We start from the raw sequence: 25,551 nt of genomic DNA on the forward strand, positions 1-25,551 counted from the left end.
TTTTTAAACCCCCTCCCTTTTCTCTTCAACGATGAGGCTTCACATCGGAATCGACGACACCGACTCCCCCAACGGCATGTGCACCACGTACCTCGGTGCCCTCCTGTACCGCGAACTTTCCCGCCTAGCGGAGCCTCTCGACCTCCCGAGGCTTATTAGACTCAACCCGAACATTCCCTACAAGACGCGCGGGAACGGAGCGGTCGCGATGACCTTCGAGGTCGATGAGGAGGCCATCCCCGAAATCAAAGATACAGTCCTTTTCTACGTGAACGGACTCGCCGACTTCACCCACGAGAACACCAACCCCGGTGTTGTCTTCTTCGAGGGCGAAATCCCAGAGGATCTCCGCGAGTTCTCGCTTAAAGCTCTGAGGGAGCACGTTACAATCGAAGATGCTGAAAGGGTCGCGGAAGATGTCGGGGCGGAGATCTTTAAGTTCAAGCTCGGCAGGGGCATAATTGGAGCTCTCGCCTCAATCGGCTATCCCCTTGAGCGCTTCACCTACGAGCTGTTAGCTTACAGGGAGCCGGACAAGTGGGGAACGCCGAGAAAGGTCGATGCGAAGAGTGTTTTCGCCGCCGACCACTGGAGCTATCCCTTCACCTACGACAACGTTGACCCCTACAAGAGGAGCGTCCTCATAACGCCCCACGGTAAGGACCCCGTTCTGGTTGGCATCAGGGGGATTGACAGAGGAAAGGTTCTCCAGACCTTCGAGCGGGTCGAGTTTGGCGAGCCCGTTGCCTTCTACCAGCTCTACAAGACGAACCAGAACACCGACGACCACCTTGCTCCAAAGAAAATCGGCGAGCTGAAGCTCTACGACAGTGCGGTAGTCAGGGGAAGGGTTGCAGGCCCGTACTGGGAGCGCGGAAGGCACGTTTTCTTCGAGCTGGAGGACGAGACAGGGAAGGTACGCGTCGCGGCCTTCGAGCCGACGAAGAAGTTCCGGAACTGGGTCAGGAAGCTCCTGCCGGGAGACGAGATAATCGCCGCCGGTGGAGTGAAAGAGCACGAGGGCGCTCTGACGCTTAACCTCGAAAAGTTCTATCCGGTGAAGCTCGTTCCCAAAATCGAGTACCGGAAGCCCACGTGCCCGAAGTGTGGAGGAACTATGAAGAGCAAGGGCGACTACCTCAAGTGCAAGCGCTGCGGCTACAAGATGCCGAAGAAGCTAATTCCGGTTGAAGTTCCGCGCGAGCTGGAGAGGAAAATCTACGAAGTGCCGCCAGACGCGAGGAAACACCTATCGAAGCCGCTGGTTCTGCCTGGTGGGGAGGAGAAAATACTAGAGGCACTGAAGAGATTAGAGCGGTAGTCTGGAGCATTTTGTTTAATGGCTCTTGCTTGATGCTGACCTAGGCTAGGTATCCTACTCAAGTAATTATCTTTAGGGGTTCTCACAAATCATATTGTATCATATTGATACAAAAAACATATAAAGAGCTTTCATCATATACAATATTAGATGATTTATGAAGCAAATTAAAGGAGTTAATGGGGAGATTAAGCTCAAGGTCGCCTCTGCTTACCAGAGGGACGTTGGGAGGGGAATAGTTAGGATAGACCGCAAGTCAATACGCGATATTGGAGTCCAGAGCGGCGACATCATCGAGATTATTGGAACCAAAAACACTGCCGCCGTTGTCTGGCCGGCTTATCCAGATGACGAAGGGCTGGGCATCATTAGAATGGACGGAACCATAAGGAAGAACGCCGGCGTCGGCCTCGGTGATGATGTTACCGTGAGAAGGGCCGAGGTCAAGGAAGCGAAGAAGGTCATTGTCGCTCCAACCGAGCCGATTCGCTTCGGCCACGACTTTGTCGAATGGTTCCACAGTAGGCTCGTCAGCAGACCCGTCGTTAGAGGAGACTACATCAAGATTAGAATCCTCGGCCAGGAGCTGACCTTCGTTGTCACCGCGACGACTCCAGCCGGAATAGTCCAGATAACCGAGTCCACCGACTTCCAAGTTATTATGAAATCTTTGAAAAGTAAAAGTGCTGATGCAACTAGTGACATCGGTAAATGCAAACTTGAAATTCTCTCAATACTTAAAGCTCTTGAGCTGTTTGATTATTCCACTGAAGCCAAAAAGAAAGTTGTTGAACAGCTAAAAACAAGAATTAACGAAATCTTAGAGATGAAACCGGATTCCAATACCCTCCTAATGTTGGGTCTTTATGTTTTTGCTCTTGAGATGATTAAATCTGAGAATTTTGAGAGATTATGGGAGATTGAAGATCTCTAAACCATTATTACTGAATCTTTACACTCCCACCACAAAGAGATTTAAAAAGAGTTTGCAGTGGTGATGCAATCTATTTAACGACCTCAATCACGTCGATACCTTCGAAGTCAGAGTCAAAAGTTGCTATCCTTGGAATCCCATGCAGTATGCAGGTTGCGAGGATTGTAGCATCGCTGGGGAGGAGCCTATAGAGCGAGGCAACCTCTTTTATTATCTCCGCCCTGCTCTCATCAGGGAATACATCAATCCCTGCATCCTCTACGAGGTCCAAGACCATGAAAAAAGCGGTTTCGATTAGGTTCGAACCTTCTTTGGTCTTTAGGAACTTTTTCACGTCATAGATGTTCGAAATGCCGTGTTTGTCTCTGGCGAGCTTCCTGAAGGAGACGTAAACTGCCTCGTTGATTGAAATCGGGGAGATACTCAGCTCATCTTCCGAAGTCAGTATCTCCCTCGCCCTTGCGGTCAAAGGCGTCGTGAAGAGAAAGTTGTAAATGACGTTTGCGTCAATGTACGTCCTCAAAGCCCTCAGCCTCCAAAGAGTAGGCGTCGAGCTCCTCAGGGGAGGCCTCGCCGAATACTCCCATGTACTCCTCAATTGAACGCTTTTCCCGTTTTTTCTTTGACTTCAGTTCAAGGTATATCCTCAACGCCTCAAGCTCAAGTTCCCTCTCAATAGCCCGTCGTGTATCCTCGTTAATGCCCTTGGGCAACCTGACCCTAAGGATAACCTCTTCCATGCTTTCACCATTCTTTAGTCTGCATTTATTGGATATAACCCTATCCCCTCATCACCTTCCACACCAGCAACGGGAAGACTAGCGTAGCATCGGCCCATATCTCTACGTAATCCGCCTTAGCTCTTATCTTGCCCCAGCTTACGCCCTCGCTCGGCGGCGCGCCGCTCAGAGAGCCGTCCCATGGAATTGCCGTCGTCACGTAAATCGCGTAGTCGGTTCCGCCGCGGAAGAGGTTGGCGTTGATTATCGCGTGCTTCGGCAGTGAGCCACCGAGGATTATCGAGGCCGTCTCTTTGGCGGTAACGGCTAAGTTGTTGAGCTTCACGATGTCGTTGGCGATGTCTACGACGAGCTCCCTGTCACCGCGCTCCTCCTTGAAGAAGTAGAGCATGTCGCCTATCGAGCCGTCGGTTATGGCGGGGCAGAAAATCGGGACGTTCCGCTTGTAGGCCCAGTAGATAACCGAGCGCTCCTTCTCCTTTCCGAGCTTCTCGTCCATGTAGCGGCCCACCTCGTGGATGAACTCGCTCGCCGTCAGCGGCTTTCCGCGCTCCTTCTCCATCTCAAGGATCCGCTCGAAAAAGGGAATCATGTACTTCTCGAATTCAATATACCTGTCGTTGGGCACGAAGATGTTGCCAATTCTGTTGATGCCCTTCTCGCGCATCAGGGCATCGTTCACCTGCCAGTCGCCGAGGAGGAAGGGCTTGAGAGCTTTTATGAAGTCCTCCTCGATTCCGCCGGCGGTCGTGACGATGACGTCAATCTTGCCCTCTTTGACTAGCCACGCGATTATCTCGCGCAGGCCGGAGGAGATTATGTTGGATGTGTAGCCGAGGAAAACTCTAACCTCCTCCCCCTTGGAGCGCTTCTCCTCGACCTTTCGCCAGATTTCTATCGCCCTTCCGAGGTGCGTCGCCTGAAAGCCTATGCGCTCGTAGTAGTTGAGAACCTCTTCAATGCTCGAAACCTCGTCGGGCCAGGGGCCCTCGATTGGAAGGCCCTCGACCTCCTGGCTCTCCTTAAGCACTATATTCTTCGGCTCGGTCATGGTTGGCACTTCGAAGGTGGGCGTATAAAGTTTTGGGAAAGCGTTTTATTCCCCTCCCCCAACTTTTCTCCATGCCGGTGGAGATAGACCTGAACGGCCTCGGCGTCATCGTCACTGCATCATCCCGCGGCATAGGGTTCAACGTTGCAAGGGAGCTTTTGAGGAGGAACGCGAGGGTTGTTATAAGCTCGCGAAGCGAGGAAAACCTGAAGAAAGCCCTGGATGAGCTCTCAAGCTACGGTGAGGCCTATTCCGTTAGAACCAACCTTTTTGACCAGCGCGACCTTGAGAACCTCGTGAAGGAAAGCTGGGAGCTCCTTGGAGGGGTTGATGCCCTCGTCTGGAACGCGGGAAACGTCCGGTGCGAGCCCTGTTTTCTCCACGAGGCAAGCTATATAGACTGGATTGAGGCTTCCGCCCTTCATACGGTCGCGCCCGGCTATCTGACAACGCTCCTAGTCCAGACGTGGCTTGAGAAAAAGATGAAGGGTGCCCTCATCTATCTTAACTCGGTCTCGATAAAGGAGCCGATGCCGCCGCTGGTTCTGGCGGACGTCACGAGGGCAGGGCTGGTCCAGCTGGCGAAGAGCGTTTCGAGGACCTATGGAAAGCACGGAATAAGGGCCTACAGTGTTCTGCTCGGCAGCTTTGATACACCCGGCGCGAGGGAGAACCTCAAGGCAGTTGCCGAGGCGAGGGGAGAACCCTTCGAGGAGACCTGGGAGCGAGAGGTACTCGGAAGAACGCCCCTCCACAGAACCGGAAGGTGGAGCGAACTCGGCTCGCTCGTGGCGTTCCTCCTGAGCGAGGAAGCGGAGTACATGCTTGGCTCGACGGTTGTCATAGACGGAGCGATGACGAGGGGGATAGACATTTAAGGCCATTCTCCCTTTTTCAGACCATGAAGGAGGACTACTTCACCGCGGAATTCATAGCCGAGATGAGGAAGGGGTATTTCAGACCGAGGAAGTGGGAGAAGGTCAGGCCGTTCCGGAAGACGGCGGTTCTGGCGGTAGACCTTCAGCGGTACTTCCTCACACCCGAGAGCAGGGCGTTCCTGCCTTCGGCGCCCCGCTTCGTTCCCAGGCTCCTGGAGTTCTACGGAGAAGTTGAAAAGCTTGGCGTCCCGATAATATTCACCCGCCACTTCCACCAAAACGACATAATGACCCGGTGGTGGGGCGGCAATATGCCAAAGAACGACCCGTTGAACGGGCTTCTCGACGAGTTCCTGCCCTTCGCGAGAACGGTGGTCGAGAAGAGGACATACAATGCCTTCTACGGAACCGAACTTGAAGGGGTTCTGAGAAAGCTCGGCGTTGAGACGATAATCATCACCGGCGTCATGACGCACCTCTGCTGTGAGACCACCGCCCGGGAGGCCTTCGTGAGGGGCTTCAACGTGGTCTTCCCCGTTGATGGGACGCTGACCCAGAACAGGCACTTCCACGAGGCGACGCTCAGAAACCTCTCCCACGGCTTCGCGGTTACGCCGCTCCTCTCGGAGGTGTTGGAATGGCTCTCGTAGGGATAATCGGGGCGGGAATCGGGGGGATAGCGGCGGCGGTTCAGCTGGCGCGCTACGGGATAGAGAGCGTGATTTTCGAGCGCGACCGGATAGGTGGACTCATAAGGAACGCCTACTCCGTCGAGAACACGATGTTCTTCCCCGACGGAATCAAGGGAGAGAGAGTCGTCGCAATCCTTGAGGAGTACGTGAGGAGGTATAACCTGAAAATCGTCTACGAGGAAGTCAGGGCTATCAGAAAGGCCGATAGGCGGTTTGAACTCGAAACCACGAGTGGAATTCATCGCTTCAAGTACCTTGTGGTGGCAACGGGGACGAGGCCGAGGAAGCTCCCATTCGACGGGATAATCTACCATGTTGCCGAGGTTCCGAGGAGGCACTACGGAAGGGTTCTCATCATCGGAGGCGGCGACGTGGCCTTCGACTACGCGCTGACCATGAGCGAGGTTAGCGATGAAGTGATAATCCTCATGAGGAGCGAGCCGAAAGCTTTGCCGTACCTCCAGGAACTCGTGAAGAGGCGTTCAAACATCAGGACGCTGATGGGACAGGTTCGGGAAATAAAGCCTATAAACGGAAAGGGAAAGCTTTTAGCCGAAACCAGCGCTGGCGACTTTGAGGTCGACCTGGTGCTCGGTGCCATCGGCAGGGTGCCGAACATCGAACTGGTGGAGGGCATCGAGGACGATAACCTTTTCCTGGTCGGGGACGTTAAGAACGGGATTTACCGGCAAACGGCCCTGGCGATAGCTGACGGAATCAAAACGGCGATGACGATATGGAGGAGGGAGAGGTATGGAGATACTGAGTGAGGTTGGCGACCCGAACGTTGCCGTCGTTTACATTGGGAAGACCTCGAAGGGGAACATCGTGGAGTTCGTCGAATCAATCCCGACCTACAATCCGGCCGAGAAGTGGGTGCTCATCGTCTCATCGCTCAACGGCTGTCCGGTCGGCTGCAAGATGTGCGACGCCGGCTTCTTCTACAAGGGACGGCTGAGCGTGGACGAGCTGATGGAGCAGATAGAGTACCCGATAGCCAGGCGCTGGAACGGGAAGCCGAAGACCCGGAAGTTCAAGGTGCAGTTCGCGAGAATGGGCGAGCCGAGCTTCAACATGGCCGTCATCGAGGCGATGCGCATTTTGGGCGAGCGCTACGACAACTTCCACCCATCGCTCTCGACGATAGCCCCGATAGGGACGGACAAGTTCTTCGAGGCACTGCTGGAGCTGAAGAAGGAGATGTTCCCGACCAACTTCCAGCTCCAGTTCTCGATACACTCCACGAACCCGGAGCAGAGGGACGAGATAATCCCGGTCAGGAAGTGGGACTTCGAGAGGATAGCCGAGTACGGTAAAGCTTTCTACGACGAGGGCGGCAAGAAGATTACGCTCAACTTTGCCCTGGCGAGGGAGAACGAGGCAGATGCAAGCGTCATAGCCGAGTACTTCCCGAAGGAATACTTCCTCATCAAGATAACGCCGCTCAACCCGACGGTTAGCGTGCTAAAGAACAGGCTCACCAACGACGTGGACCTTGAGACCGGCCTTCCGATGAAGCACAGGAAGTTCGTGGACGACCTGAGGAGGCTCGGCTACGACGTCATTATCTCCGTCGGCGACACGAGGGAGAACCTAATCGGCTCGAACTGCGGCCAGTACATCCTCAGGTTCCTGAAGGAGAGGCCGGAGCTTAGGGAAGCCTACACCTTCGCGAGGGGGTTCGAGTTTAGGGTGAGCTGACGAAAACCTTATCTTATTCTTTTCCTATCCTTTACGGTGGTTCAATGAACCTAATGGAGCAACTCCGCAGGGACTTCCGGGAGTTCAAGGACTCCTGCATGGGGATTCTACTCTACGGCTCTCACGCGAGGGGAGAGGCCACGAAGATAAGCGACGTTGATGTGTGTCTCGTCAGACCAAAGCCCGGGGTTTACGAGAGAGTTCTCCAAAGGCTCGGTGGAAAGTACGACGTTAAGGTCTTCGAGGAGCTTCCGCTATACGTCCAGATTGATGTCATCAGGAATCATAGGATTGTGTACGGCGACGAGCTTGAGCTTTCAGAGTACTTCTACCGGTTCCGGAAGCTCTGGAAGGATATGGAACACAGGATCAGGGAGAACCAGTTTGAGAGCGTGAGGGAGAAAGTAAAACTGAGGAGGCGCGCCCGTGAGAAGGCAAAGGTACTTAGAGAAGCTTGAGAGGTTTGAAGAGGAGTATGAGTTCATAAAGAGCCATGAGATGCGGGACGAGGTTACCCAGAGGGCACTGCTCTACTCCCTCCAGCTCTGCGTGGATATAGCGATGGACATCGTTGCGATGCTTGTTAAGGACCTCGGCATGACGGTCGAGGACGATTACACGAACATCGAACGGCTTAGGAAGGAGGGAATTATCTCCGAAGCAGATGCAAACCTGCTTAGAACTTATAACGGTCTGAGAAACGCTATAGTTCACAAGTATGACAGATTGAACCTCGACATAGTGAACGAAGGCCTCCGGAGGATTGACGAGCTGTACGAGGTCGTTTTAAAGCTTATAGAAAAGTATGAAAAACTGGAAGGTTGAAGTCACCAGTCCGCCTCGTGAATAAGCTCGCCCTCGGCAAAGACGTGCGTCGGGTAGTTCTCCATGCCGAAGGGGTCTCCGTTCCAGACTACCAGAGAAGCCCACTTGCCATTTTCGATGCTCCCGAGCCTGTCGTCGACGCCGAGTATCTTCGCGTTGTTGTGGGTGATGACCTTTATCGCCTCCGCCTTGCTCATGCCGAGCCTTATGAAGTGTCTGAGCTGGAGGTAGAGGTTCGCCTGGAGCGTGACCGGGTGGTCACTCATGAGTCCGAAGAGGGGCTTGACCTCAAGCAGATAGCGGGCGTTCTTCCAGTCCTCGTGCTTGAGTTCCACCTTGTAAGGGTGGCTGTCGAAGGGGCCGTAAATCACCGGAACGCCCTCGGCCTTAATCTTCTCGAAGGTCTCCCTGCTGTGGACGTCGCCGGCGTGCTCGATTGTTATCTTAAGCCCGAACTTCCGCTTTATCATCAGCAGAGCCGCGATGTCGTCCTCCTTGTGGACGTGGACGCGGAGCGGGATCTCGCCCTTGAGAACCGGAATGAGGGCCTCAACGGTAGGCTCGACCTCCTCCGGCTCCTTCTTGCCTTTCTCCAGCAGGGCTATTGTCTTCTGCGTCTTAATCAGCCAGTTGAGGAGAATCCCTATCGCGCCCATCCTCGTGCTCGGCCTCGTTCCCTTCCACTCCTTCGTTGAGCGCGGGTTGTAGCCGAAGGCCGCCTTAACGCCCGCGTACTGGATGAATGCGTCCTCTATGTCGCGCCCGTAGTTCTTTATGAAGACCGCCTTTCCGCCGATGATGTTCCCGCTCCCCGGCAGGACGGAGGAGTAGAGCACTCCGAACTCGATGGAGTGCCTGAAAGCCTTGTCGTCCATGTAGATGGAGTAGAGGGCATCGACGAGCGGCAGAACCGCGTCCATCTGTTCGTTGGCCTCGCCCTCCTGGTAGGGTTCTCCATACCTGTCCATTCCTATGTGGCTGTGGCCGTCTATGAAGGCAGGAGTCACGACGCCTTCAGCTATTATCTCCGCTTCCTTCGGCCTTTCCTTCGTTACGTCCACGATGTTTCTATCAAAAACGACGTAGACATCCTTCAGAACGTTCCCCAGGCCGTCGTAGAGAAGGGTTGCCTTTACAGCTTTCACGTTCATCACCGTTAAGAAATGTGCGCTAACGTTTAAATGCTTGTCGATTCAGGAATTCGGTAATTATGTAGTTCAACAGTTATGTGACCATAGAAAGGGAGAATCGCTCAGTAGGGCTGTTCCATAAGTCGTAACTTTTGTAATTTTTGTGGGTTTTTGTTTTCCGTAATTTTTAAATATTCTTGGGTTTTATTTTGGGGTGGTGTGGCAGTCTTCGGTATGTGGGGTCTTTAAGCCCGAATGGGGACTGCTGAAAAGCCTGAAGATGTGGGGAGTTCCCGTTCCCCCCGAAAGCCCCCTAATGAAGACGGGAGGGTGGAAGGTTATCCGCTACGATTGGTTCACAAGTTCCAAAAATAGCGGATAACCAGAACGGAACTCAACCCCCATGTCCTTCGCGACCCTGCGGAGGTTCTCTATCCTCTGCTCGGTCGGCGGGTGGGTTGCAAAGAGCCTCGAAACGCGGTCGCCCTCGAAGTGGTTCACTATGAAGAGGTGTGCCAGCCCGGGGTTGCCGAGGGGCTTTTTCTTCTTCACCTCGGCCTCCTTCTGGAGCTTTTTAACCGCCTCGTCGAGTTTGAGAAGGGCACTCGCGAGGGCCCAGGGTTTTCCGCTGAGTCTCGCGCCGCCCTCATCCGCCGCGAACTCCCTGCGCCTGCTTATCGCCGAGCGGATTATTACGGCCGCTATCGGGGCGGTTATGGCGATGAGGATGGCGTAGATGAAGCGGTCGAGGCTTAGGTCGCCGAAGATGGCCTTGAAGAAGGCCAGGTACTTGGTTACGTAGGCTATGTAAACAACCGCCCCAGCGAGAGCGCCGGCTATCGTTCCGACCAGAATGTCGTGGTTCCTCACGTGCGTAAGCTCGTGGCCCAGGACACCCTCAAGCTCGTCCCTGTCCAGGAGTTCGAGAATGCCCGTCGTGACTGTAACGAGGGCGTGCTTTGCGTTCCTGCCTGTGGCGAATGCGTTCGGCGTTGGGTCGTCGATTATCGCTATCTTCGGCATCGGGAGGTTGGCCTTTTTGCCGAGCTTTTCCACTATATCGTAGAGCTCAGGTGCCTCCTCCCGGCTCACTATTCTCGCCTTCATCATCTTGACAACGAGCCGGTCGCTGTACCAGAAGGAGAGGAAGCTCATTCCAACGGCGAACCAGAACATGTAGGTCATCCATCTGGCGCCGCCGAGGAGGTAGCCCATGGCCATCAGGAGGCCGGTTAGAAGGGCTATCATAAGGGTGGTTCTCAGGAACAACCAAATTTTCACGGATTATCACCTTCGTATGTGTTAAGTTCGAACTAATCCTTTACAAACCTTTCGTTCGCTTCAAAAGATGGGCAGAAATGGAGAGAACAACCTCCCCGCCCCAATGGCGAGGCTTAAGAGAAAAGACAATGTCAGAAGGTCGGGGCGTAGCCCATCTCCTCGGCCATCTTCCTGAGCCTCTCGATCCTCTTCTCCGTCGGCGGGTGGGTGGAGAAGAGGCTCGCCATGCTCATGCCCCTGAAGGGGTTCACTATGAACATGTGCGCCGTTGCAGGGTTCCCTTCCCTCATCGGCCGGTAGCTGACGGCGCGCTCTATCTTCATCAGCGCGCTCGCGAGCGCCCAGGGTTTGCCGCTTATCCTCGCACCGCCCTCATCGGCCAGGAATTCCCTCGACCTGCTCACGGCCGCCTGTATGAGCATCGCCGCTATCGGGGCGAGGACGGCTATGAGTATCGCGGTCAGGACGTTGCCGGCGTCGTCCTCATCCCTGCCGAAGCCGCCGAAGATGGCTATCCACCTGGCCCAGTAGGCGAGCTGGACGATGGCGCCGGCGAGTGCTGCCGCGAACGTTCCGATGAGCATGTCCCTGTTCTTTATGTGGGTAAGCTCGTGGCCTATCACTCCCTCAAGCTCATCCCTGTCGAGGATTCTGAGCAACCCCGTGGTCACGGCAACGACCGCGTGCTTTGGATCCCTTCCTGTGGCGAACGCGTTGGGCGTCTCGCTGGGGATTATGGCCACCCGCGGCATTGGTAAGCCCGCGTTCTCGGCGAGCTTTCTTACTATGGCGTAGAGCTCCGGGGCCTCGAACTCGTCAACTATCCTCGCGCGGTACCAGCTCAGGACGATTCTATCGCTGTACCAGTAGGTTATGAAGTTGAAGACCATCGAGAACAGGAACATCATGAAAGCTACGCTGGGGCCTCCAAAGGCGTAGCCGATGGCCATCAGTAATCCCGTCAGGGCGGCCATCAGCAGGCCGGTTCTGAACCACAGACCAAGCCCCATGCTCTCACCTCCTTGAGGTTCTCGCTCCCATAATAAGAGAGGTATTGCCAAATAAAACCTTTTGGTACAAGATTGAGTATAAGGAAAGAGAAGGGAGGGATATCACATGCCCATGTCCATGCCGCCCATTCCGCCCATACCGCCGGGCATTCCTCCGCCCTGGCCGCCTTCGGGCTTGCTTATCTTGGCGGCGATGACATCGTCGATTCTGAGGATCATTATTGCCGCCTCGCTGGCGCTCTTGATGGCCTGCTTCTTAACCCTCAACGGCTCGATGATGCCCTTGGCGAGCATGTCTGCCGGCTCTCCCTCAAAGACGTCGATGCCTATGGCCCTGCCCTTGTTCTTGTGCTCGCTGATGACCTTGACGAGCATCTCAACGGTGTCGAGACCGGCGTTCTCGGCGAGGGTCTTCGGGATTATCTTGAGCGCGTCGGCGAAGTTCTCGATGGCAAGCGCCTCCTTGCCGCCGACCTGCTTGGCGTACTCGTCAAGCTTGATGCTGAGCTCTATCTCGCCGGCACCACCGGCCGGAAGGACGTAGCCGTCCTCCATGACGTCCTTGACGACCTTGATGGCGTCCTCAAGGGCGCGCTCAACCTCGTCGATGACGTGCTCGGTGCCGCCGCGGATGAGTATGGTAACGGCCTTCGGGTTCTTGCAGCCCTCAACGAAGATCATGCTCTCGCCGGCAATCTTGCGCTCCTCGACGAGGTCGGCGTGGCCGAGGTCGTCCTGGGTTAGGTCCTTAACGTTGGTAACAACCTTCGCGCCGGTGGCTTTCGCGAGCTTCTCCATGTCGCTCTTCTTAACCCTCCTGACGGCGAGGATGCCGTACTTGGCGAGGTAGTGCTGGGCAAGGTCGTCGATGCCCTTCTGGACGAAGAGAACGTTCGCACCGGTGGCGGCAATCTGGTCAACCATCTCCTTGAGCATCTTCTCCTCCTGCTCAAGGAAGCTCATGAGCTGGTCCGGGCTGGTGATGTTTATCTTGGCATCCGTTTCGGTCTTCTTGACCTCAAGGGCCTCGTTGATGAGCGCAATCTTAGCTCCCTCGATCCTCTTCGGCATCCTGGGGTGGACGCGCTCCTTGTCGATGACGACGCCGCGGACGAGCTCGCTCTCCTCAACGCTCTCTCCGGCCTTCTTCTCGATCTTGATGTTGTCGATGTCCACGACGTACTTTCCGTCCTTCTTCTCGGCGACCTGCCTGACGGCGTCAACGGCGAGCTTCGCAAAGAGCTCCTTGTGGCTCTCGGCGTTCTTGCCGGTGATTGAAGTCATGGCTATCTTCATGAGGGTCTCCTCGTCGTCAGGGGTGACCTCTATGGCGATCTCCTGGAGTATTTCCTGGGCCTTCTCGGCGGCCATCGTGTAACCCTTGACGATGATGCTCGGGTGGATGTTCTGGTCGAGGAGCTCCTCAGCCTTCCTGAGAAGCTCGCCAGCGATGACGACGGCAGTAGTGGTTCCATCGCCCGCCTCCTTGTCCTGAGTCTTAGCAACCTCAACCATCATCTTCGCAGCCGGGTGCTGGAGGTCTATCCTGTCGAGAATCGTGGCTCCATCGTTGGTGACAACGACGTCACCGAGGCTGTCGACGAGCATTTTATCCATACCCTTCGGGCCGAGGGTGGTTCTAACGGTTTCAGCAATAATCCTCGCGGCAAGAATGTTCAGCCTCTGCGCATCCCTACCAACGTACCTCTGAGTCCCCTCAGGCAGAATAACAACCGGCTGTCCGCTAAGCTGTGCCATTTGACATTCCTCCTATCGAATTGCTTTTTGCAGAAACGCTTCGTCAGCGTTGCATATAAATTTTTGGGTCAAAAATTTCAATTAACGCGGAAGATTTTGAAAAAATGACAAAGATGTGGCCGGGAACCGGAGGAAAGGGCTAAAACCTCAACGCACAACTGAGGACGGGTGGATGAGGTGAGGATGATAAAGCAGGGCGCGGAGGCGAGGATATATCTGGGGGAGTTTGGAGAGTACTTCGGGGCAGAACTCCTCCCGGGAGAGAGGATAATCATCAAACACAGAATTCCAAAGCGCTACCGCATAAGGGAGATAGACGAACGGTTGAGAAAGGAGAGAACGGTTAGGGAAGCCAGGGTCCTCCACAGGGCGAAGGAGTTCGGTGTGAACTGCCCCTACGTCTATGAGGTTGATACAAGGGACATGAAGATAGCCATGGAGTTCATAGACGGCGAGCGCCTGAAGGAGCTTTTAGAGAGGCTGCCGATGGAGGAGCGCTTAAAACTCTGCCGCGAGATTGGGAGGCAGGTTGGAAGGCTCCACGAGGCGGGGGTAGTGCACGGCGACCTGACCACCAGCAACATGATACTCAGGGAGGGGAGGGTCTACCTGATAGATTTTGGCTTGGCCGACTTTGACCCCACCCTGGAGGCGAGGGGCGTTGACCTGCATCTGCTCAGGCGCGCCATGGAGAGCACGCACTACACCTGGTTCGAGAGGGGCTTTGAGGCGGTTCTGGAGGGCTACTCCGAGGTCAGGGGCGAGGAGAAGGCGGAGGAGATCAGGGCGAAGATAGAAGAAATCGAGAGCAGGGGAAGGTACAGGGAGCGGAGCTGGGTGGGCTGACTTCGGCCACCAGCGGTGGCCCTACAGTACTCCGGGCATTCCAGTCATCCCGAAGAACGTGCCTGAGCATCCCAGGAACAAGAAGCGAATTCCGGAGAAAAATGTAGGCGGACAAAAGATAGAAAAATCAGACCTTGAATTTGTTGACGACGTCCACAAGCTCCTGGATGACCCGTTCGAAGTCCGTGATGGCCGCCCTGACCTCTTCGAGCGCCGATGTCTGCTCCTCTGCGGCGGCGCTGACCTCTTCAGCCGCCGCGGTGGTCTCCTCTGCACTGGCGGCAAGGTTCTCCAGGAAGCGCAGGCCCTCGTCTATCTTCTCGCCCTCTTCGAGCACTTTGCTCTTGAGCTCGTTGGCCTTGACCTCCATCTCAGCCATGAGCTCGGCTATGTGGGTGAGGTACGAGACGCTCTCCTTGAGGACCTCGGTTGAGTTGGAGACAGTTTCCACGCTCTTGCCAGTGACCTCAACGCTCTCCTGTATCTTCTCCATAATCTGGCTCACGATGTTGCGTATGTCGTCGGCGGCGTTCTTGCTCTCCTCCGCAAGGTTCCTAATCTCCTCGGCGACAACCGCGAAGCCTTTTCCTGCCTCCCCGGCGCGGGCGGCTTCAATCGCCGCGTTTAACGCCAGGAGGTTTGTCTGCTCGGCAATGCCCGTGATAACGTTGGTGATGTTGGCGATGTTCTTACCCATCTCAGCGACGCCCTTGACGGTCTCCTCGATCATGAGCATCATGTTCCTTATCTCCTCGATCTGGCCGACGGCCTCCTCGCCCTTCTGGCCGCCTTCCCTGGCCAGTGCAACGACATCACTCATCGACTTCTCAAAATCCTCCATTGTCGTTATGGTTTCCTTTCCAATCTCATCGATGTAGCGCATGGTTTCGGTCATGTGGTTGATGTTCTCCTGCTCGCGCTGGGCTTCTATGCTAACCTGGTTGATGGCCTCCGCAACCTGCTGAATGGCCTCGCTGATCTGGTCGACGTTTTCCCGTATCAGCTTGCTCCGCTCCTGAACGACGTCAGTAGCATCGTGGATTTCAATCACAATGTTCCTGAGGTTCTTACGCATCTTCTCTATGGCATCTCTAATCCTCTTCAAGTGACCGTCAAGGGCCTTGTCCTCAACCGAGAGGTCACCCTCCGCAAGCCTATCGATGATTTCACTTATGATGTCGATCTGATGCTCAATTTCTCTCCGGTACCTCTCGATATCCTTGGGAATCTTTTCCTCTTTGATGGATCCTTTGGCCACCATGATGCCCACAACAACTCCCAGAACTCCCCCAACGGCACCCGCCAGCGGTCCGATGGTAACCGCGGGGAGTAATGTTAGGATGAACGCTATCACAGGGGACGCTACGATGCCCGTTTTTCCATCCATCATGACCACCCATCATTAAAACCGCTTTCTCCTTACTTAAGCTTTTCTAATTAATTGAAGTAAGAACTTAACGCCAAAAAGATGTAGTAACTACCTACACAGGGACCTACACATCCGCCCTGAAGGCTCGCAGAACCCTCTCGAAGATCTCCTTCTCCCTTCCGCGTTTCTTTCTTGCGAGGCTTTCAACGATGAGCTCCGGTGTGCTTCTGCCCAGTTTTCCAAATACTGGCTGTCTGTCAACGATAAGGTTGAGCTTCTCGTCCAGTCCCTTCGCCTCGATTCCATCGACCCTCGCGAAGGGGAGATTCTTCCTGAGGTCCCCTCCGAGGTGCGACACTATGACAACGTAGAAGCCCTTCTCATGGGCAATCTTCAAAAGTTCGCCGATTATCTTGAGGGCCGCGCCCGGCTCGGTTATGGCCTCGAACTCATCTATGAGGATGAGCTTTCTACCGGAGCCTTTGAGTGCCCTCACGAATGACCTTAACGCCGTCTCGAAGGCACCGGCGCCGTAGGCGCTCCTCTTTCGCCTGAAGAAGAACAGCTCATTGAGGGGCTCAATCCATGCCTTTTCCGCCGGAACCGGGAATCCCATGTGGGCGAGAACCGCTATCTGGGTCATCAGCTCCAGAAGACTTGTCTTTCCACCGCTGTTGGCGCCGGTGAGGATGACGATTCCCTCGCCGTGAATCTCCCCGGCACCGGGCACCGAGAATCCGTCGGGTGTTTTCCCTACGGCGTAGCTGACAGGCTGGGGGTTTTCTATGAAGAGGTGCCGTCCGCTGACGAACGCCATTCCACCGCTCCAGAGCTCCGGAAAAGAAAATCCTTCCGTAAAATCCCTCACCGCCAGCAGGAAATCCAGCTCGTGAACCCACCCCAGTTCCTCCCTGAGCTTTGGAAGCAGGGGCATGACTTTTTCAAGCACCTCCCTGCTTCTGAGGTACAGCTCAATCTTAAGCTCCCTTTCGAGTTCTTCCCGAAGCATCCCCACTCTCTCCGGCGGAACCGTCACCGGGTACAACTCCTCCCGGGAGAAAAGTTCAACCGCAACGCCCAGCTTTTCGCTCAGCTCGTTCTCGGCCTCGTTTATTAAATCGAGAATCTCACCCTCTACCTCACCGAAGTGCCTGAATATCGCCTCGTAGTTCCCGGCCTTGAGTTCTCCGAGGAAGTCGAGCAGCTCCTTCCCGCTCAGCGTCAGGCTGAACTTCTCAAGCTTCTCGGATATGTTCTCGTTAAGCTCGCGCTCCTTCTCGGCTATCAGCTCCTCCAGCCCATCGAGGAGCTTCCGCTTTGCCATGACCTCCCCAAGTTCGTTCAGCTCCCCGAGAATCTCCGAAGCGACGCCCCGTTCCCCCCTCAGCTCGCCGATTCTGGCCAGGGCCCTAAGCGTCTCCCTGTTCTCCCATAGGGGCATTATGTAAAGCTCCGGAGCTATCTGCGACGGTGTGAGTTCAACGTCGATGCCGTAGCCGACGGTGCTGAGGACAACGGGGTATCCCTCGGCATCCTCAATGCTCGTAGAAACCTCACAGAGCCCCAAACTCTCGGCCCTCTCGACCTCGCTTTCGTCAACTATGAGAATCCTGTCGTGGAGGTAATCGCGGCGGAATCTTACCGGCTTGACTCTGGAGATATGCTCCCTCATCTCAGGGCGGATTTTTGGAAAGTTTTCCCGGAAGTAATCCTGCCTGCGGAGAATCTCCTCCACATCTGCGGTAGGTTCAAACCTCTCAAGGATGGAGGCGCTCCCAGGAAGAACTAACCGTTTCTGTATTTCTCCACGGATTGCCCTGTAAATCGCTTTGGCCTCGGGGTTCAGCTTAAGCGTCATCGATGAAAATGAGGGGGATGCACTAAAAAGCTTTTCATCTCGCGCGGTGCCTCTCGTACCATCCCCACTCCTTCTTGGAGCCGAAAGCCCTGACTCCCTTTTTTACGAGCGTTATCCTCAGCTCCTTGGCCATTTCGTGGGTTATTTCCCCTCGATCCTCCATCCAGTTTATTATCTCAAGCGCCTCGTCGTCGGTCTCGCATCTCCTCAGAAAGTCTATGACGGTGGGGTTGTATCCGGAGAAATCCCGCGCTTCCTCATCGATGGCCTTCTTCTCGTCGGTTCTGTAAGCGTCTATCGGGACCCCATCCTCCTCCAGCTCCCTCGCCAGGGCAGGGAAACGCTCCTCAAACTCCCCCCTGTCGTATTCCTGCCAGGCAAATTCATCAACGGGGCGCTTCTTTTTCTTTTCCTCCATTCTCCACACCTATGGGGGTTAGGCTTGAGGGTTTATAAACTCTGAGTGGGAGTGATTCCCATGAGGGGCGCGTACTTCCTTGTCATCCATCTGCCCGATGGGAGGAAAATAGCCACAAAGGGACGCCTGTTCTTCCTGCAGGGAGGATACTACGTCTACGTTGGCTCGGCGATGAACTCCCTTGAGAAAAGGGTCGCCAGGCACTTCAGGAGAGACAAAAAGCTCCACTGGCACATAGATTTCCTTCTGAAGGACGCAAAACTCCTGAGGGCGTACATGATTCCAAGCGAGGAAAGGCTTGAGGAGAAGCTCTCGGTTGAGGTATCCAGGCACGGTGAGCCGGTGGAAGGCTTCGGTGCGGGCGACGTTAGGGTAAAGGCAAACCTCTACAGATTCGATGAGGAACCGGACGCCCTCCTCACCGGAATCCTCAAAGGACTGGGCCTGAAATGGAAAAGGGTTAAAAGCGAGAGGGAAGCTATAGAATTCGGTGAGGAAAATGAAGCTCAAACTGGGGAGAATTGAGTCATACATTCATGAAAATCTCAAAAGAGAAAAGCTCCACTTCGTTCTCATCGATCCCGACGACGTTACCCCCGATACCGCAGGAGAGATAGCGAGGATGAGCGAGGAAGTCGGCGTTGATGCGGTGATGATAGGCGGCTCCACCGGGGCCGAGGGTGACGTTCTGGATGGTGTCGTAAGGGCAATAAAGGAAAACTCGAACCTTCCAACGATACTCTTTCCCGGTTCCCACGGCGGGATAAGCAGGTACGCCGACGCGATATTCTTCATGAGCCTGCTCAACTCCACCAATCCCTTCTTCATAACCGGCTCGCAGGCTTTGGGGGCCTTTACCGTCAAGCGCTATGGAATAGAACCGATTCCGATGGCATACTTAATCATCGAACCCGGCGAAACGGTCGGCTGGATTGGCGACGCGAAGCCCATTCCAAGGCACAAGCCGAAGATTGCGGCCGCCTACGCCCTGGCCGGTCAGTACTTGGGGATGCGTCTCGTATACCTGGAGGCGGGGAGCGGGGCGAGGGAGCCCGTTCCGCCGGAGATGATTTCCCTCGTTAGAAAGGTCATAGACGTCCCGCTCATCGTCGGCGGCGGCATCAGAACCGGGAAGCAGGCGAAAATGGCCGTCGAGGCAGGGGCGGATATAATCGTCACAGGGACGGCGATTGAGAAGGCGGGTTCGCTTGAAAAGGCCAGAGAAAAGCTGGAGGAGCTCAATAGGGAGATAAAGGGTTAGCACTTTGCAGGTTTTGTATACTACTTTATATAGTGTACAAAATTTGAAGAGAAAAGGTTATATTGAAACGGATGTCAGGGTACTTGAATATCTCAACAGGGTGTGCAACTATGTTTAAAGCCAGGCTCCTCAGTACCTTCATCCTCATGTTCATCTTTTCAATTCTCCCGCTGGCATCCGCACAGAATCTTAGCTCCAATCCCTGGGGAATCTCACTCCAGCCCTTCGTCATCTATGCGGATTCAAAAGGTGTTCTCGTTGGCGTCGATTATGACTACTACGAGGAAGCCGGCCATTTTTCAGGGGGAATCCTTAAACCAGTATCGCCCTGGAGTTACTTCGTCTTCTACGTTAACCAGAGTGGAGTCTATTACGTTAATTTTACTGGGTTTACCGGGCATGAACGTTTTCCGTTAGTCTTTTACGGAGGATGGCTCTACCTCCTTATTCCCACCAGTGCCCACGTCGAGTCCCCTGTAAAAGAACCCCCTGTTGCCGACACCCTCCTCATACTCCGCTACCGCGAGGGGACGATCCAGAAGCTCGGGGAGGTGCCATGGCTTGATGGCATAAATATTTCAATGCCGTACATCCTGCTCTTCGAGGAACCAAATGGAACACGGGTCCTTTATAAAATAGACGGCTCGGTTAAACTTATCACCTCCGGAGACGACGTAACCTTGGAGAACCGGGTCAACATAACTGACCTTCCCTTCCATCCCGGAACCCTGCTAAACAAAGCATGTCTTCGCCCGGTGATCACCGGGGAGTACGTACTCTTTTCCCCGTCCCGCTATAAAATCGCCCTGGGAGAACTGGAGACAAAGTTTGAACCGGTCAATCTCTCCTGCGCTATACCCCTTGACGATGGCCTTTTGATAGTTCCCCCAAGTATTGGAGTTGGTTTTGCCAATGACAGCATGTGGATACAACCCAACACCAACTATCATTCAGGGGTACCAGTAATCGTTCTACATCCCGATAAGGAACGCCCTCAAAAACCACTAAATGTTTCTCTATACCTTTACAAGAAGGGACGCATTGAGGAACTGCCCCTTTTCCAGGTTTCAAATGACGGAGTGAGAGTGTTGACTCCACCCATCAAGTATAGCAAGATAGCCCACAAAGAATGGTACCGGACTCAAGAGGCAATATCCTTTACAATCGTTCTAGTGGTCCTGGTGTTTGTGCTCGTAGCCGCCGCATGCAGGAAACGCTAGGCAGTGCCCAAATGGTAAAATTTGGAAGAATCAAACCTCACTTAGGACCTGGACTTTAAACAAAACCTTTCCGTCCCCCGCGATATTCCTGAGATCCCTAACGAGCTTTTTACCGTTCTCCGCTTCAATCTCCATCCTTATCTCACTAATACCATCCAGAGTCGGCGGGAAGAAGTGTATGTCCCGAATCTTGCCCCTAACCTTTTCATACAGACGGCTCAAAATCTTTCCCCTTCCTTCGTAGGGCAATTTAATGTCGAGTTCGACAATTTGCATACCTATCACCACTTTATTCTATCAAAGAAGGCATATATAACCCTTTTCATGAGCGGGAATCATTGAATCTCACGCCGCATATTCCCCAAGGTTATAAAGCCCACCACAAGATTTATCTTTTATCGCTTCGATTTTTGTCGTGGTGATGTCGATGCGTGCCTTCATATCCCTCGATCTTGAGGGCTTGCCGCACATAGTCAGCAGGGAGCACCTCTTCGTGAAGGGTGCGCTCTACGGGGAGGCGAGGAAGATAGCGACCGAGGTGGTCAGGGTCGTCGCCGAGACCCTGCACGAGAACGGGGTGGACAGGATTGTCATAGCCGACAGCCACGGGCCGATGGTAAACATCCTCGTGGACGAAACGCCGAGCTACGTCAAGCTCGCACGGGGTTTTCCCCGGCCCATGAGCATGGTGGCCGGCGCCAAAGGCTCGGATTTTGCCGTCTTCCTCGGCTACCACGCCAAGGCCGGAACCGGCCACGCTACGTTCGACCACACCTACAGCGGTGCGACGGTGGACAGGCTTGAGATAAACGGCGTTGAAGTCAGCGAGACGCTCCTCAACGCCTACCTGCTCGGCGAGTGGAACGTTCCTGTCGCGATGGTCGCTGGAGATAAGGCCCTGATAGAGACCGACGTGAAGGAGCACCTCCCCTGGGCAGCTGGTGTTCCCCTGAAGGAGAGCTTCGGCAGGTACTCTGCAATCAGCCCAGGGATGGACGGCATAAGGGATCTCCTCCGTGAAGGGGCCCTCGAAGCGCTCAGGCGCGTTGAGAAGAACGAGGTTAGGCCCCTCAAGACTGAAACACCGGTCGAGGTTAAACTGCGCTTCCTCAACAGTGCCCACGCCGAGACGGCCGCGCTCCTGCCCTTCGTGGAGAGACTCGACGGGAAGACCATCCGCTTCGAGGCCAAGAGCGTGGAGGAAGCTTACAGAGTCTTTGAGGTTCTCGTCCTCGCGTCGGCGGGCGTTAGCTCGATAGTGAACCGCTAACGATTTAAGGCCTGAGGGAGAACCCACAACGCCCCCGGGAAACCGCGGGGGATGAGCGCTCGGCGAGCCGTGAGTCCCCTTCGCTCCCCGGGGGTACAGCCCAACTTTATAAATCCCGCACCCTATTTTTGAGTATGCGGATACACATCCTATCGGCCCTCCTGGTGTTAATGCTTCTCTCATCCGGCTGCATTGCCCCGTTGAACGGTGCAGGTGAAAGGGGAATCTCCAGCCCGGGACAGACTCCGGAGGTCTCCTCTCATCCCACCACACCCCCGACGACCTGGACGAATCCCTTCGTGAAGTGGGAAAACTCAACGGTCTCCCTGCCGGGTCAGGACGCCGAGCTCAGCTGTCCGGGAATCCTCTGGCGCTACATTCTCAGGGACGCACTCCCCTGCATGCTGGGCAGGGAAGAGCTTGAGGTCATATCCCCCCTCGCGGAGGAGCTCAAGGGTGAAGACCTCACCCAAAGCGCCTGGAACGTCCTGGCCTGGGAGGAGGAGTGGCTGAGCTACGACTGGGAGAAGGCCAAACAGCCCTTCGCCAAGGTCGTGATATACCCCGACGGAAGGCAAGAGGTCGTTGATGGGCAGAACAACACGATTCAGACACCCTACGAGACGATAATGAGGAGAACCGGGATATGCACAGACTACACCGTCCTCACGGACGCCCTTCTTCTGGCCATGAACTACTCACCGGTCTACGCAATGGCCATAAACCTCACGGATTTAGGGCATGCAACGGCCCTGGTAAAAATAAACGGCTGGTACTTCGCTCTCGACCAGCACCTTCCGCCCATGGATTTGGGTGCCTACTACCGCTACTGGGAGCGGCAGGGGAGCAGGATAATCAACGCCACGCTCTACGAGATAACACAGGGAGGGGAGAAAGCCAGCGTAAAGGTTCTCGGCGTCGTTACCGGCGAGGAGTTCCTCAACCAGGATTACATCATGGGCGATGCCGACGCGAGGAATTTAGCCGTCTCGATGATGAACCTTCTCTACAGCCGCTTTGGCCTGGAGGCAGACGAATCACTAAAAAGCCTCTCCGACGGAAAGCTCCCGAAGGGATACAAGGCCGGCTGGACGTGGGGGGTTACCTACTACAACCTGGCCGACTACTACCACCCGTTCTTCCATGAAGAGTACGCCGAATGGCTGCTCTCCCAGATGCTTTCAGACCAGGAGTTCGCAGGCTACGTTCAGAAGAGCGACGCGGTCTGGATAGAGGTCAAGATAGAGGGCGAGGACTTGATCCTCACCATCTACCTCGGGAGTTCTTAGAATAGCCGTTCTGGTTAGCCGTAACTTGCGTGAAGTTCGTAAACGTCGTTACGGCTAACCTTCCCCACTCCCTTCTTCATCGTGGGGCTTTCGGGGGGAACGGAAACTCCCCACATCTTCAAGGCTCTAAGCGAAATATTCCAAGAGCCAACCACATCTCTATCAGCCTCAAACCCACAATTCAAACACTTCAAAACCCTGTGCCCATTCGGGCTTAACTTACCCCCACATACCGGGCACAGGGAGGAAGTATGAGCAGGATTCACAAAAACAACCCTAACACCCTTCAGTTTAGCCTTGTATTCGATGATTGACTGGAGTTTACGAAAACTCCAGCGATGAAGCCTGCCGTTCATCTCGGCGGAATATCTAATTGAGTCCCTGATTTCCGTCAAATCCTCAAGAGCAAGACCACCGTATTTCTCTGCCAGCTCAACGATTTTGTTCGCCAATTTGTGGTAAAGGTCGTTAAGCCTGTTCCTCTCCCTCTGTCCGTATTTTTCGAGGAGTTCTCTCCTCCTCTTTCCAGCCCTGATTTTCCGCTGTATTTTCCGTCTCTTCACGAAGTATCCAGTCCTAATCTCCCGCTCGTGGGTGGTGATTTGAACGAATTCACCGTTTGGCAAGGCAAGGGTTACGTTGTTCTCGTTCAAATCAACTCCAACAAAAGCATCAGGCTCTTTAACCTCAACTTCCTTCGAGAAGACGACGTTTAGGAAGACTCCCTTCGGCGTTCTAACCAACCACGCTTGGCCAATCTTCCAATCCTTGAACTTCTCGTGATACTTGGCGGGATAAAACTCCAAACTAAACCTGCCTTGGGAAGTGGAGAGTTTTACAGTTCTGTTCTCTAAATCAAGTTTGAATAGATGGTCGTCAAGCATAATGACTTCCTTCTTAAAAACTGGTCTCCCCTTGGCCTTATCCTTCTTCTTCCGCTTCCTAAAGCTTTTGAAGATTGATATGGCCATCTGACAGGCCGTGTAAATGTAATGGCTCGGAAGTTCTGAATACTCCCTGCGTAAGCCCTTGTAGGTCTCCTTCTTCAGCCGGTAAAAGCTGGTAACATTGTTCTCAAAAGCGTGTGTGATGAGAAAGTTCACGATTTCACGATAAGTAGAGAAAAGGTCGTCTAATCCTTCGGGTGTTTCTTTCAGCTTGAATTTGGCGGTGAGTTTGATGGTTTCACTCGGCATTTTCCAGCTCCTTTTTTGTTTTTTTAATCCAATCCTTGATTGCTTCTTCAATTGCAACGCTTAAAACTCCTCTTTTGTCTCCATAACGTTTCTTGGCGAGTTTTTTGAACTCTTCGAGGGTTTCCTCGCTGATGACGAAAGTTGCTTTAGACATACTAACCACCACTTAGAGAATACTAAGTGGGAATATTTAAACCTTATGCTAACAGAAACTAATAAAAATCAACAGAAGTTACGAAAGTTACCAACTAAGAAACAGCCCGAGAGTCCCTGGGGTAGCGAGAGTTTCTTCTTCCGTTTCTTCTGTAGCCATCTGAAGGGCCGCGCTCGTACCTCTCCCGGTACTCCTTCGGAATCTCCTCGCTGAGCTCGGATTTCCTTATCTCCACTCCCGCAACCTGGGCAATGTAGCGCAGCCTCTTGAACTCGCCGGGCATTATGAAGGTTATCGCCCTTCCTTTCTTGCCCATCCTGCCGGTTCTCCCTATCCTGTGGACGTAGTCCTCGGCCGTCATGGGCAGGGAGTAGTTGACGATGTGGTTTATATCCTGGACGTCCAAACCGCGCGCGGCGACATCGGTTGCCACGAGAATCCTCGTTCGCTTGGTCTTAAAGCGCCAGAAGGTTCTCTCACGGGCGGCCTGGCTCATGTCGCCGTTGAGTGCCTCGGCGCTGTAGCCGGCCCTCCTGAGCCTCTCGCTCAGCTCCCTGGTTTCCCGCTTGGTGGCGCAGAAGACTATCCCGTAGAAGTCCCCGGCGCCGTCGAGTATCTTCTTCAGCACCGTGAACTTCCTAGCTGGAACGACCTCTATGTACTCCTGATCAACCATCTCGGGCACAAGCTCGTCGCTGCTGACGCTTACCACCTCGTAGTCACCCATGTAGCGCCTCGCGAGCCTCTTTATCTCCGGCGGCATCGTGGCGGAGAACATCAGCACACGCTTCTTTCTCGGCGTCTCCCTGAAAATCGCCTCTATGTCGTCTATGAACCCCATATCGAGCATCCTGTCGGCCTCATCGAGGATGAAGAACTTTACGGAGCTCAGGTCGAGGGTCCCGCGCCTTATGTGGTCGAGAACTCTGCCAGGGGTTCCGACTACGACGTGGGTCCCCCGCTCAAGCGCCCTTATCTGCGGCCCTATCGGCTGGCCGCCGTAGACGGCGTAAACGTAAACCCTCTTCCTCCCGCGGAGGCTCTTGATTTCATCCGACACCTGAAGGGCAAGCTCCCTCGTGGGTGTGAGGATTATCGCCTGAACGGCTTTTATCTTCGGGTCAATCGCCTCGATTATCGGGAGCGCAAAGGCAGCCGTCTTTCCCGTCCCGGTCTGAGACTGGCCGATTATATCGACGTCGCCCGATAGAAGGCGCGGGATTACCTCCCTCTGAATGTCTGTAGGCTGTGAGAAGCCCTTCTGCCTGACGGCCACTAACGTGGCCTCCGATAAGCCTAAGCTTTCAAAACTCATTTTCCTAACTCCTTACGTTGCTCAAACGCATCCC

27 protein-coding genes and 1 pseudogene are annotated in these 25,551 nt (G+C 54.4%); 14 read left to right on the top strand and 14 right to left on the bottom strand.

Going from position 1 to position 25,551, the window contains the following annotated elements; translation table 11 throughout:
• The first annotated feature begins 31 nt into the window (after positions 1-31).
• Together tiaS and E3E51_RS06030 are read left to right on the top strand one after the other, a co-directional pair.
• Complete coding sequence (gene tiaS / locus E3E51_RS06025; RefSeq protein WP_167912243.1) at positions 32-1,321, top strand: tRNA(Ile2) 2-agmatinylcytidine synthetase TiaS; 1,290 nt, start codon at positions 32-34, stop codon at positions 1,319-1,321.
• A gap of 157 nt (positions 1,322-1,478) precedes the next feature.
• A pseudogene (locus E3E51_RS06030) lies at positions 1,479-1,979 on the top strand (AAA family ATPase); the annotation flags it as partial.
• A 346-nt stretch (positions 1,980-2,325) separates the two neighbouring features.
• Here E3E51_RS06030 and E3E51_RS06035 read toward each other — a convergent pair.
• The 3 genes from E3E51_RS06035 to E3E51_RS06045 are packed head-to-tail and all read right to left on the bottom strand — an operon-like array spanning position 2,326 to position 4,046.
• Entirely contained in the window at positions 2,326-2,778 is a 453-nt protein-coding gene (locus E3E51_RS06035; RefSeq protein ID WP_167912244.1) for a PIN domain-containing protein, read from the bottom strand.
• Entirely contained in the window at positions 2,762-2,995 is a 234-nt protein-coding gene (locus tag E3E51_RS06040) for a hypothetical protein (RefSeq protein ID WP_167912245.1), read from the bottom strand. The genes E3E51_RS06035 and E3E51_RS06040 overlap by 17 nt, the downstream gene beginning before the upstream one ends.
• Before the next feature lie 40 nt (positions 2,996-3,035).
• Positions 3,036-4,046 carry a deoxyhypusine synthase gene (locus E3E51_RS06045; RefSeq protein WP_167912246.1) on the bottom strand — a complete coding sequence of 337 codons (1,011 nt, stop codon included), beginning with the start codon at positions 4,044-4,046 and terminating at the stop codon, positions 3,036-3,038.
• A gap of 71 nt (positions 4,047-4,117) precedes the next feature.
• On the opposite strand from E3E51_RS06045, the gene E3E51_RS06050 reads away from it, so the two are divergent.
• The 6 genes from E3E51_RS06050 to E3E51_RS06075 are packed head-to-tail and all read left to right on the top strand — an operon-like array spanning position 4,118 to position 8,142.
• Positions 4,118-4,924, top strand: a complete 807-nt coding sequence (locus E3E51_RS06050) for an SDR family oxidoreductase (protein WP_167912247.1) — start codon at positions 4,118-4,120, stop codon at positions 4,922-4,924.
• 23 nt (positions 4,925-4,947) lie between these two features.
• The gene (locus E3E51_RS06055) at positions 4,948-5,574 is read left to right on the top strand and encodes an isochorismatase family protein (protein WP_167912248.1); all 627 of its coding nucleotides are present in this window, start codon (positions 4,948-4,950) and stop codon (positions 5,572-5,574) included.
• The gene (locus tag E3E51_RS06060; RefSeq protein ID WP_167912249.1) at positions 5,562-6,386 is read left to right on the top strand and encodes an NAD(P)/FAD-dependent oxidoreductase; all 825 of its coding nucleotides are present in this window, start codon (positions 5,562-5,564) and stop codon (positions 6,384-6,386) included. Before E3E51_RS06055 ends, E3E51_RS06060 begins: the two co-directional genes overlap by 13 nt.
• Positions 6,370-7,317: a radical SAM protein gene (locus E3E51_RS06065; RefSeq protein ID WP_167912250.1), complete on the top strand. Its 948-nt coding sequence runs from the start codon at positions 6,370-6,372 to the stop codon at positions 7,315-7,317. Before E3E51_RS06060 ends, E3E51_RS06065 begins: the two co-directional genes overlap by 17 nt.
• Before the next feature lie 44 nt (positions 7,318-7,361).
• Entirely contained in the window at positions 7,362-7,775 is a 414-nt protein-coding gene (locus tag E3E51_RS06070) for a nucleotidyltransferase domain-containing protein (protein ID WP_167912251.1), read from the top strand.
• A complete protein-coding gene (locus E3E51_RS06075; protein ID WP_167912252.1) occupies positions 7,744-8,142 on the top strand; it encodes a DUF86 domain-containing protein in 399 nt (132 codons plus the stop codon). Before E3E51_RS06070 ends, E3E51_RS06075 begins: the two co-directional genes overlap by 32 nt.
• A 2-nt stretch (positions 8,143-8,144) precedes the next feature.
• On the opposite strand, the gene E3E51_RS06080 is transcribed toward E3E51_RS06075, so the two are convergent.
• The 4 genes from E3E51_RS06080 to thsB all read right to left on the bottom strand — a co-directional run bounded on the left by E3E51_RS06080 (position 8,145) and on the right by thsB (position 13,321).
• Positions 8,145-9,287, bottom strand: coding sequence for an amidohydrolase (locus E3E51_RS06080; RefSeq protein ID WP_167912416.1), 1,143 nt, complete (start codon positions 9,285-9,287; stop codon positions 8,145-8,147).
• 330 nt (positions 9,288-9,617) lie between these two features.
• A complete protein-coding gene (locus tag E3E51_RS06085) occupies positions 9,618-10,553 on the bottom strand; it encodes a zinc metalloprotease HtpX (protein WP_167912253.1) in 936 nt (311 codons plus the stop codon).
• 131 nt (positions 10,554-10,684) lie between these two features.
• Positions 10,685-11,563: a zinc metalloprotease HtpX gene (locus tag E3E51_RS06090; RefSeq protein ID WP_167912254.1), complete on the bottom strand. Its 879-nt coding sequence runs from the start codon at positions 11,561-11,563 to the stop codon at positions 10,685-10,687.
• A gap of 102 nt (positions 11,564-11,665) precedes the next feature.
• Positions 11,666-13,321 carry a thermosome subunit beta gene (gene thsB / locus E3E51_RS06095; protein ID WP_167912255.1) on the bottom strand — a complete coding sequence of 552 codons (1,656 nt, stop codon included), beginning with the start codon at positions 13,319-13,321 and terminating at the stop codon, positions 11,666-11,668.
• Between the two features lie 177 nt (positions 13,322-13,498).
• On the opposite strand from thsB, the gene E3E51_RS06100 reads away from it, so the two are divergent.
• Positions 13,499-14,167 (top strand): Kae1-associated kinase Bud32, encoded by a 669-nt coding sequence (locus tag E3E51_RS06100; RefSeq protein ID WP_167912256.1) that lies wholly within the window; start codon positions 13,499-13,501, stop codon positions 14,165-14,167.
• Between the two features lie 127 nt (positions 14,168-14,294).
• Here the strand turns inward: E3E51_RS06100 and E3E51_RS06105 are convergent, their stop codons facing one another.
• The 3 genes from E3E51_RS06105 to E3E51_RS06115 all read right to left on the bottom strand — a co-directional run bounded on the left by E3E51_RS06105 (position 14,295) and on the right by E3E51_RS06115 (position 17,812).
• Complete coding sequence (locus E3E51_RS06105) at positions 14,295-15,557, bottom strand: methyl-accepting chemotaxis protein (protein WP_346765953.1); 1,263 nt, start codon at positions 15,555-15,557, stop codon at positions 14,295-14,297.
• Positions 15,558-15,660: 103 nt separating this feature from the next.
• A complete protein-coding gene (locus tag E3E51_RS06110; protein ID WP_167912257.1) occupies positions 15,661-17,394 on the bottom strand; it encodes an endonuclease MutS2 in 1,734 nt (577 codons plus the stop codon).
• 34 nt (positions 17,395-17,428) lie between these two features.
• Positions 17,429-17,812: a DUF2095 family protein gene (locus tag E3E51_RS06115; RefSeq protein WP_167912418.1), complete on the bottom strand. Its 384-nt coding sequence runs from the start codon at positions 17,810-17,812 to the stop codon at positions 17,429-17,431.
• Between the two features lie 60 nt (positions 17,813-17,872).
• Here E3E51_RS06115 and E3E51_RS06120 point away from each other — a divergent pair, with 60 nt between their 5' ends.
• The 3 genes from E3E51_RS06120 (at position 17,873) to E3E51_RS06130 (ending at position 20,293) form a co-directional block, all read left to right on the top strand.
• A complete protein-coding gene (locus E3E51_RS06120; RefSeq protein ID WP_167912258.1) occupies positions 17,873-18,337 on the top strand; it encodes a DUF123 domain-containing protein in 465 nt (154 codons plus the stop codon).
• Positions 18,312-19,073 carry a geranylgeranylglyceryl/heptaprenylglyceryl phosphate synthase gene (locus E3E51_RS06125; protein WP_167912419.1) on the top strand — a complete coding sequence of 254 codons (762 nt, stop codon included), beginning with the start codon at positions 18,312-18,314 and terminating at the stop codon, positions 19,071-19,073. Before E3E51_RS06120 ends, E3E51_RS06125 begins: the two co-directional genes overlap by 26 nt.
• 110 nt (positions 19,074-19,183) lie before the next feature.
• Positions 19,184-20,293 carry a hypothetical protein gene (locus E3E51_RS06130; RefSeq protein ID WP_167912259.1) on the top strand — a complete coding sequence of 370 codons (1,110 nt, stop codon included), beginning with the start codon at positions 19,184-19,186 and terminating at the stop codon, positions 20,291-20,293.
• Between the two features lie 30 nt (positions 20,294-20,323).
• Here the strand turns inward: E3E51_RS06130 and E3E51_RS06135 are convergent, their stop codons facing one another.
• Positions 20,324-20,569: a hypothetical protein gene (locus E3E51_RS06135; RefSeq protein ID WP_167912420.1), complete on the bottom strand. Its 246-nt coding sequence runs from the start codon at positions 20,567-20,569 to the stop codon at positions 20,324-20,326.
• A gap of 151 nt (positions 20,570-20,720) precedes the next feature.
• On the opposite strand from E3E51_RS06135, the gene E3E51_RS06140 reads away from it, so the two are divergent.
• Both E3E51_RS06140 and E3E51_RS06145 read left to right on the top strand, forming a co-directional pair.
• Positions 20,721-21,563: a M55 family metallopeptidase gene (locus E3E51_RS06140; RefSeq protein ID WP_167912421.1), complete on the top strand. Its 843-nt coding sequence runs from the start codon at positions 20,721-20,723 to the stop codon at positions 21,561-21,563.
• Positions 21,564-21,697: 134 nt separating this feature from the next.
• Positions 21,698-22,852 (top strand): transglutaminase-like domain-containing protein, encoded by a 1,155-nt coding sequence (locus tag E3E51_RS06145; protein ID WP_167912260.1) that lies wholly within the window; start codon positions 21,698-21,700, stop codon positions 22,850-22,852.
• 14 nt (positions 22,853-22,866) lie between these two features.
• Here the strand turns inward: E3E51_RS06145 and E3E51_RS06150 are convergent, their stop codons facing one another.
• The 3 genes from E3E51_RS06150 to E3E51_RS06160 all read right to left on the bottom strand — a co-directional run bounded on the left by E3E51_RS06150 (position 22,867) and on the right by E3E51_RS06160 (position 25,517).
• The gene (locus E3E51_RS06150) at positions 22,867-24,048 is read right to left on the bottom strand and encodes an RNA-guided endonuclease TnpB family protein (RefSeq protein ID WP_167912422.1); all 1,182 of its coding nucleotides are present in this window, start codon (positions 24,046-24,048) and stop codon (positions 22,867-22,869) included.
• On the bottom strand, positions 24,038-24,214 hold the full coding sequence (locus tag E3E51_RS06155; RefSeq protein WP_167912187.1) for a hypothetical protein: 177 nt from the start codon (positions 24,212-24,214) through the stop codon (positions 24,038-24,040). Before E3E51_RS06155 ends, E3E51_RS06150 begins: the two co-directional genes overlap by 11 nt.
• Positions 24,215-24,296: 82 nt before the next feature.
• Positions 24,297-25,517 (bottom strand): DEAD/DEAH box helicase, encoded by a 1,221-nt coding sequence (locus E3E51_RS06160; RefSeq protein WP_167912261.1) that lies wholly within the window; start codon positions 25,515-25,517, stop codon positions 24,297-24,299.
• Between the last annotated feature and the right edge of the window lie 34 nt (positions 25,518-25,551).

The sequence above is a fragment of the Thermococcus sp. 21S7 genome (genome assembly GCF_012027615.1).
GTDB lineage: Archaea > Methanobacteriota_B > Thermococci > Thermococcales > Thermococcaceae > Thermococcus.

Bases quoted from the DNA above. Each gene is read 5' to 3' on its own strand.
- tiaS (WP_167912243.1), top strand. From the start codon at position 32: ATGAGGCTTCACATCGGAATCGACGACACCGACTCCCCCAACGGCATG.
- E3E51_RS06040 (WP_167912245.1), bottom strand. From the start codon at position 2,995: ATGGAAGAGGTTATCCTTAGGGTCAGGTTGCCCAAGGGCATTAACGAG.
- E3E51_RS06045 (WP_167912246.1), bottom strand. From the start codon at position 4,046: ATGACCGAGCCGAAGAATATAGTGCTTAAGGAGAGCCAGGAGGTCGAG.
- E3E51_RS06050 (WP_167912247.1), top strand. From the start codon at position 4,118: ATGCCGGTGGAGATAGACCTGAACGGCCTCGGCGTCATCGTCACTGCA.
- E3E51_RS06055 (WP_167912248.1), top strand. From the start codon at position 4,948: ATGAAGGAGGACTACTTCACCGCGGAATTCATAGCCGAGATGAGGAAG.
- E3E51_RS06060 (WP_167912249.1), top strand. From the start codon at position 5,562: ATGGCTCTCGTAGGGATAATCGGGGCGGGAATCGGGGGGATAGCGGCG.
- E3E51_RS06065 (WP_167912250.1), top strand. From the start codon at position 6,370: ATGGAGATACTGAGTGAGGTTGGCGACCCGAACGTTGCCGTCGTTTAC.
- E3E51_RS06070 (WP_167912251.1), top strand. From the start codon at position 7,362: ATGAACCTAATGGAGCAACTCCGCAGGGACTTCCGGGAGTTCAAGGAC.
- E3E51_RS06090 (WP_167912254.1), bottom strand. From the start codon at position 11,563: ATGGGGCTTGGTCTGTGGTTCAGAACCGGCCTGCTGATGGCCGCCCTG.
- thsB (WP_167912255.1), bottom strand. From the start codon at position 13,321: ATGGCACAGCTTAGCGGACAGCCGGTTGTTATTCTGCCTGAGGGGACT.
- E3E51_RS06105 (WP_346765953.1), bottom strand. From the start codon at position 15,557: ATGATGGATGGAAAAACGGGCATCGTAGCGTCCCCTGTGATAGCGTTC.
- E3E51_RS06110 (WP_167912257.1), bottom strand. From the start codon at position 17,394: ATGACGCTTAAGCTGAACCCCGAGGCCAAAGCGATTTACAGGGCAATC.
- E3E51_RS06115 (WP_167912418.1), bottom strand. From the start codon at position 17,812: ATGGAGGAAAAGAAAAAGAAGCGCCCCGTTGATGAATTTGCCTGGCAG.
- E3E51_RS06120 (WP_167912258.1), top strand. From the start codon at position 17,873: ATGAGGGGCGCGTACTTCCTTGTCATCCATCTGCCCGATGGGAGGAAA.
- E3E51_RS06125 (WP_167912419.1), top strand. From the start codon at position 18,312: ATGAAGCTCAAACTGGGGAGAATTGAGTCATACATTCATGAAAATCTC.
- E3E51_RS06130 (WP_167912259.1), top strand. From the start codon at position 19,184: ATGTTTAAAGCCAGGCTCCTCAGTACCTTCATCCTCATGTTCATCTTT.
- E3E51_RS06135 (WP_167912420.1), bottom strand. From the start codon at position 20,569: ATGCAAATTGTCGAACTCGACATTAAATTGCCCTACGAAGGAAGGGGA.
- E3E51_RS06140 (WP_167912421.1), top strand. From the start codon at position 20,721: ATGCGTGCCTTCATATCCCTCGATCTTGAGGGCTTGCCGCACATAGTC.
- E3E51_RS06145 (WP_167912260.1), top strand. From the start codon at position 21,698: ATGCGGATACACATCCTATCGGCCCTCCTGGTGTTAATGCTTCTCTCA.
- E3E51_RS06150 (WP_167912422.1), bottom strand. From the start codon at position 24,048: ATGCCGAGTGAAACCATCAAACTCACCGCCAAATTCAAGCTGAAAGAA.
- E3E51_RS06160 (WP_167912261.1), bottom strand. From the start codon at position 25,517: ATGAGTTTTGAAAGCTTAGGCTTATCGGAGGCCACGTTAGTGGCCGTC.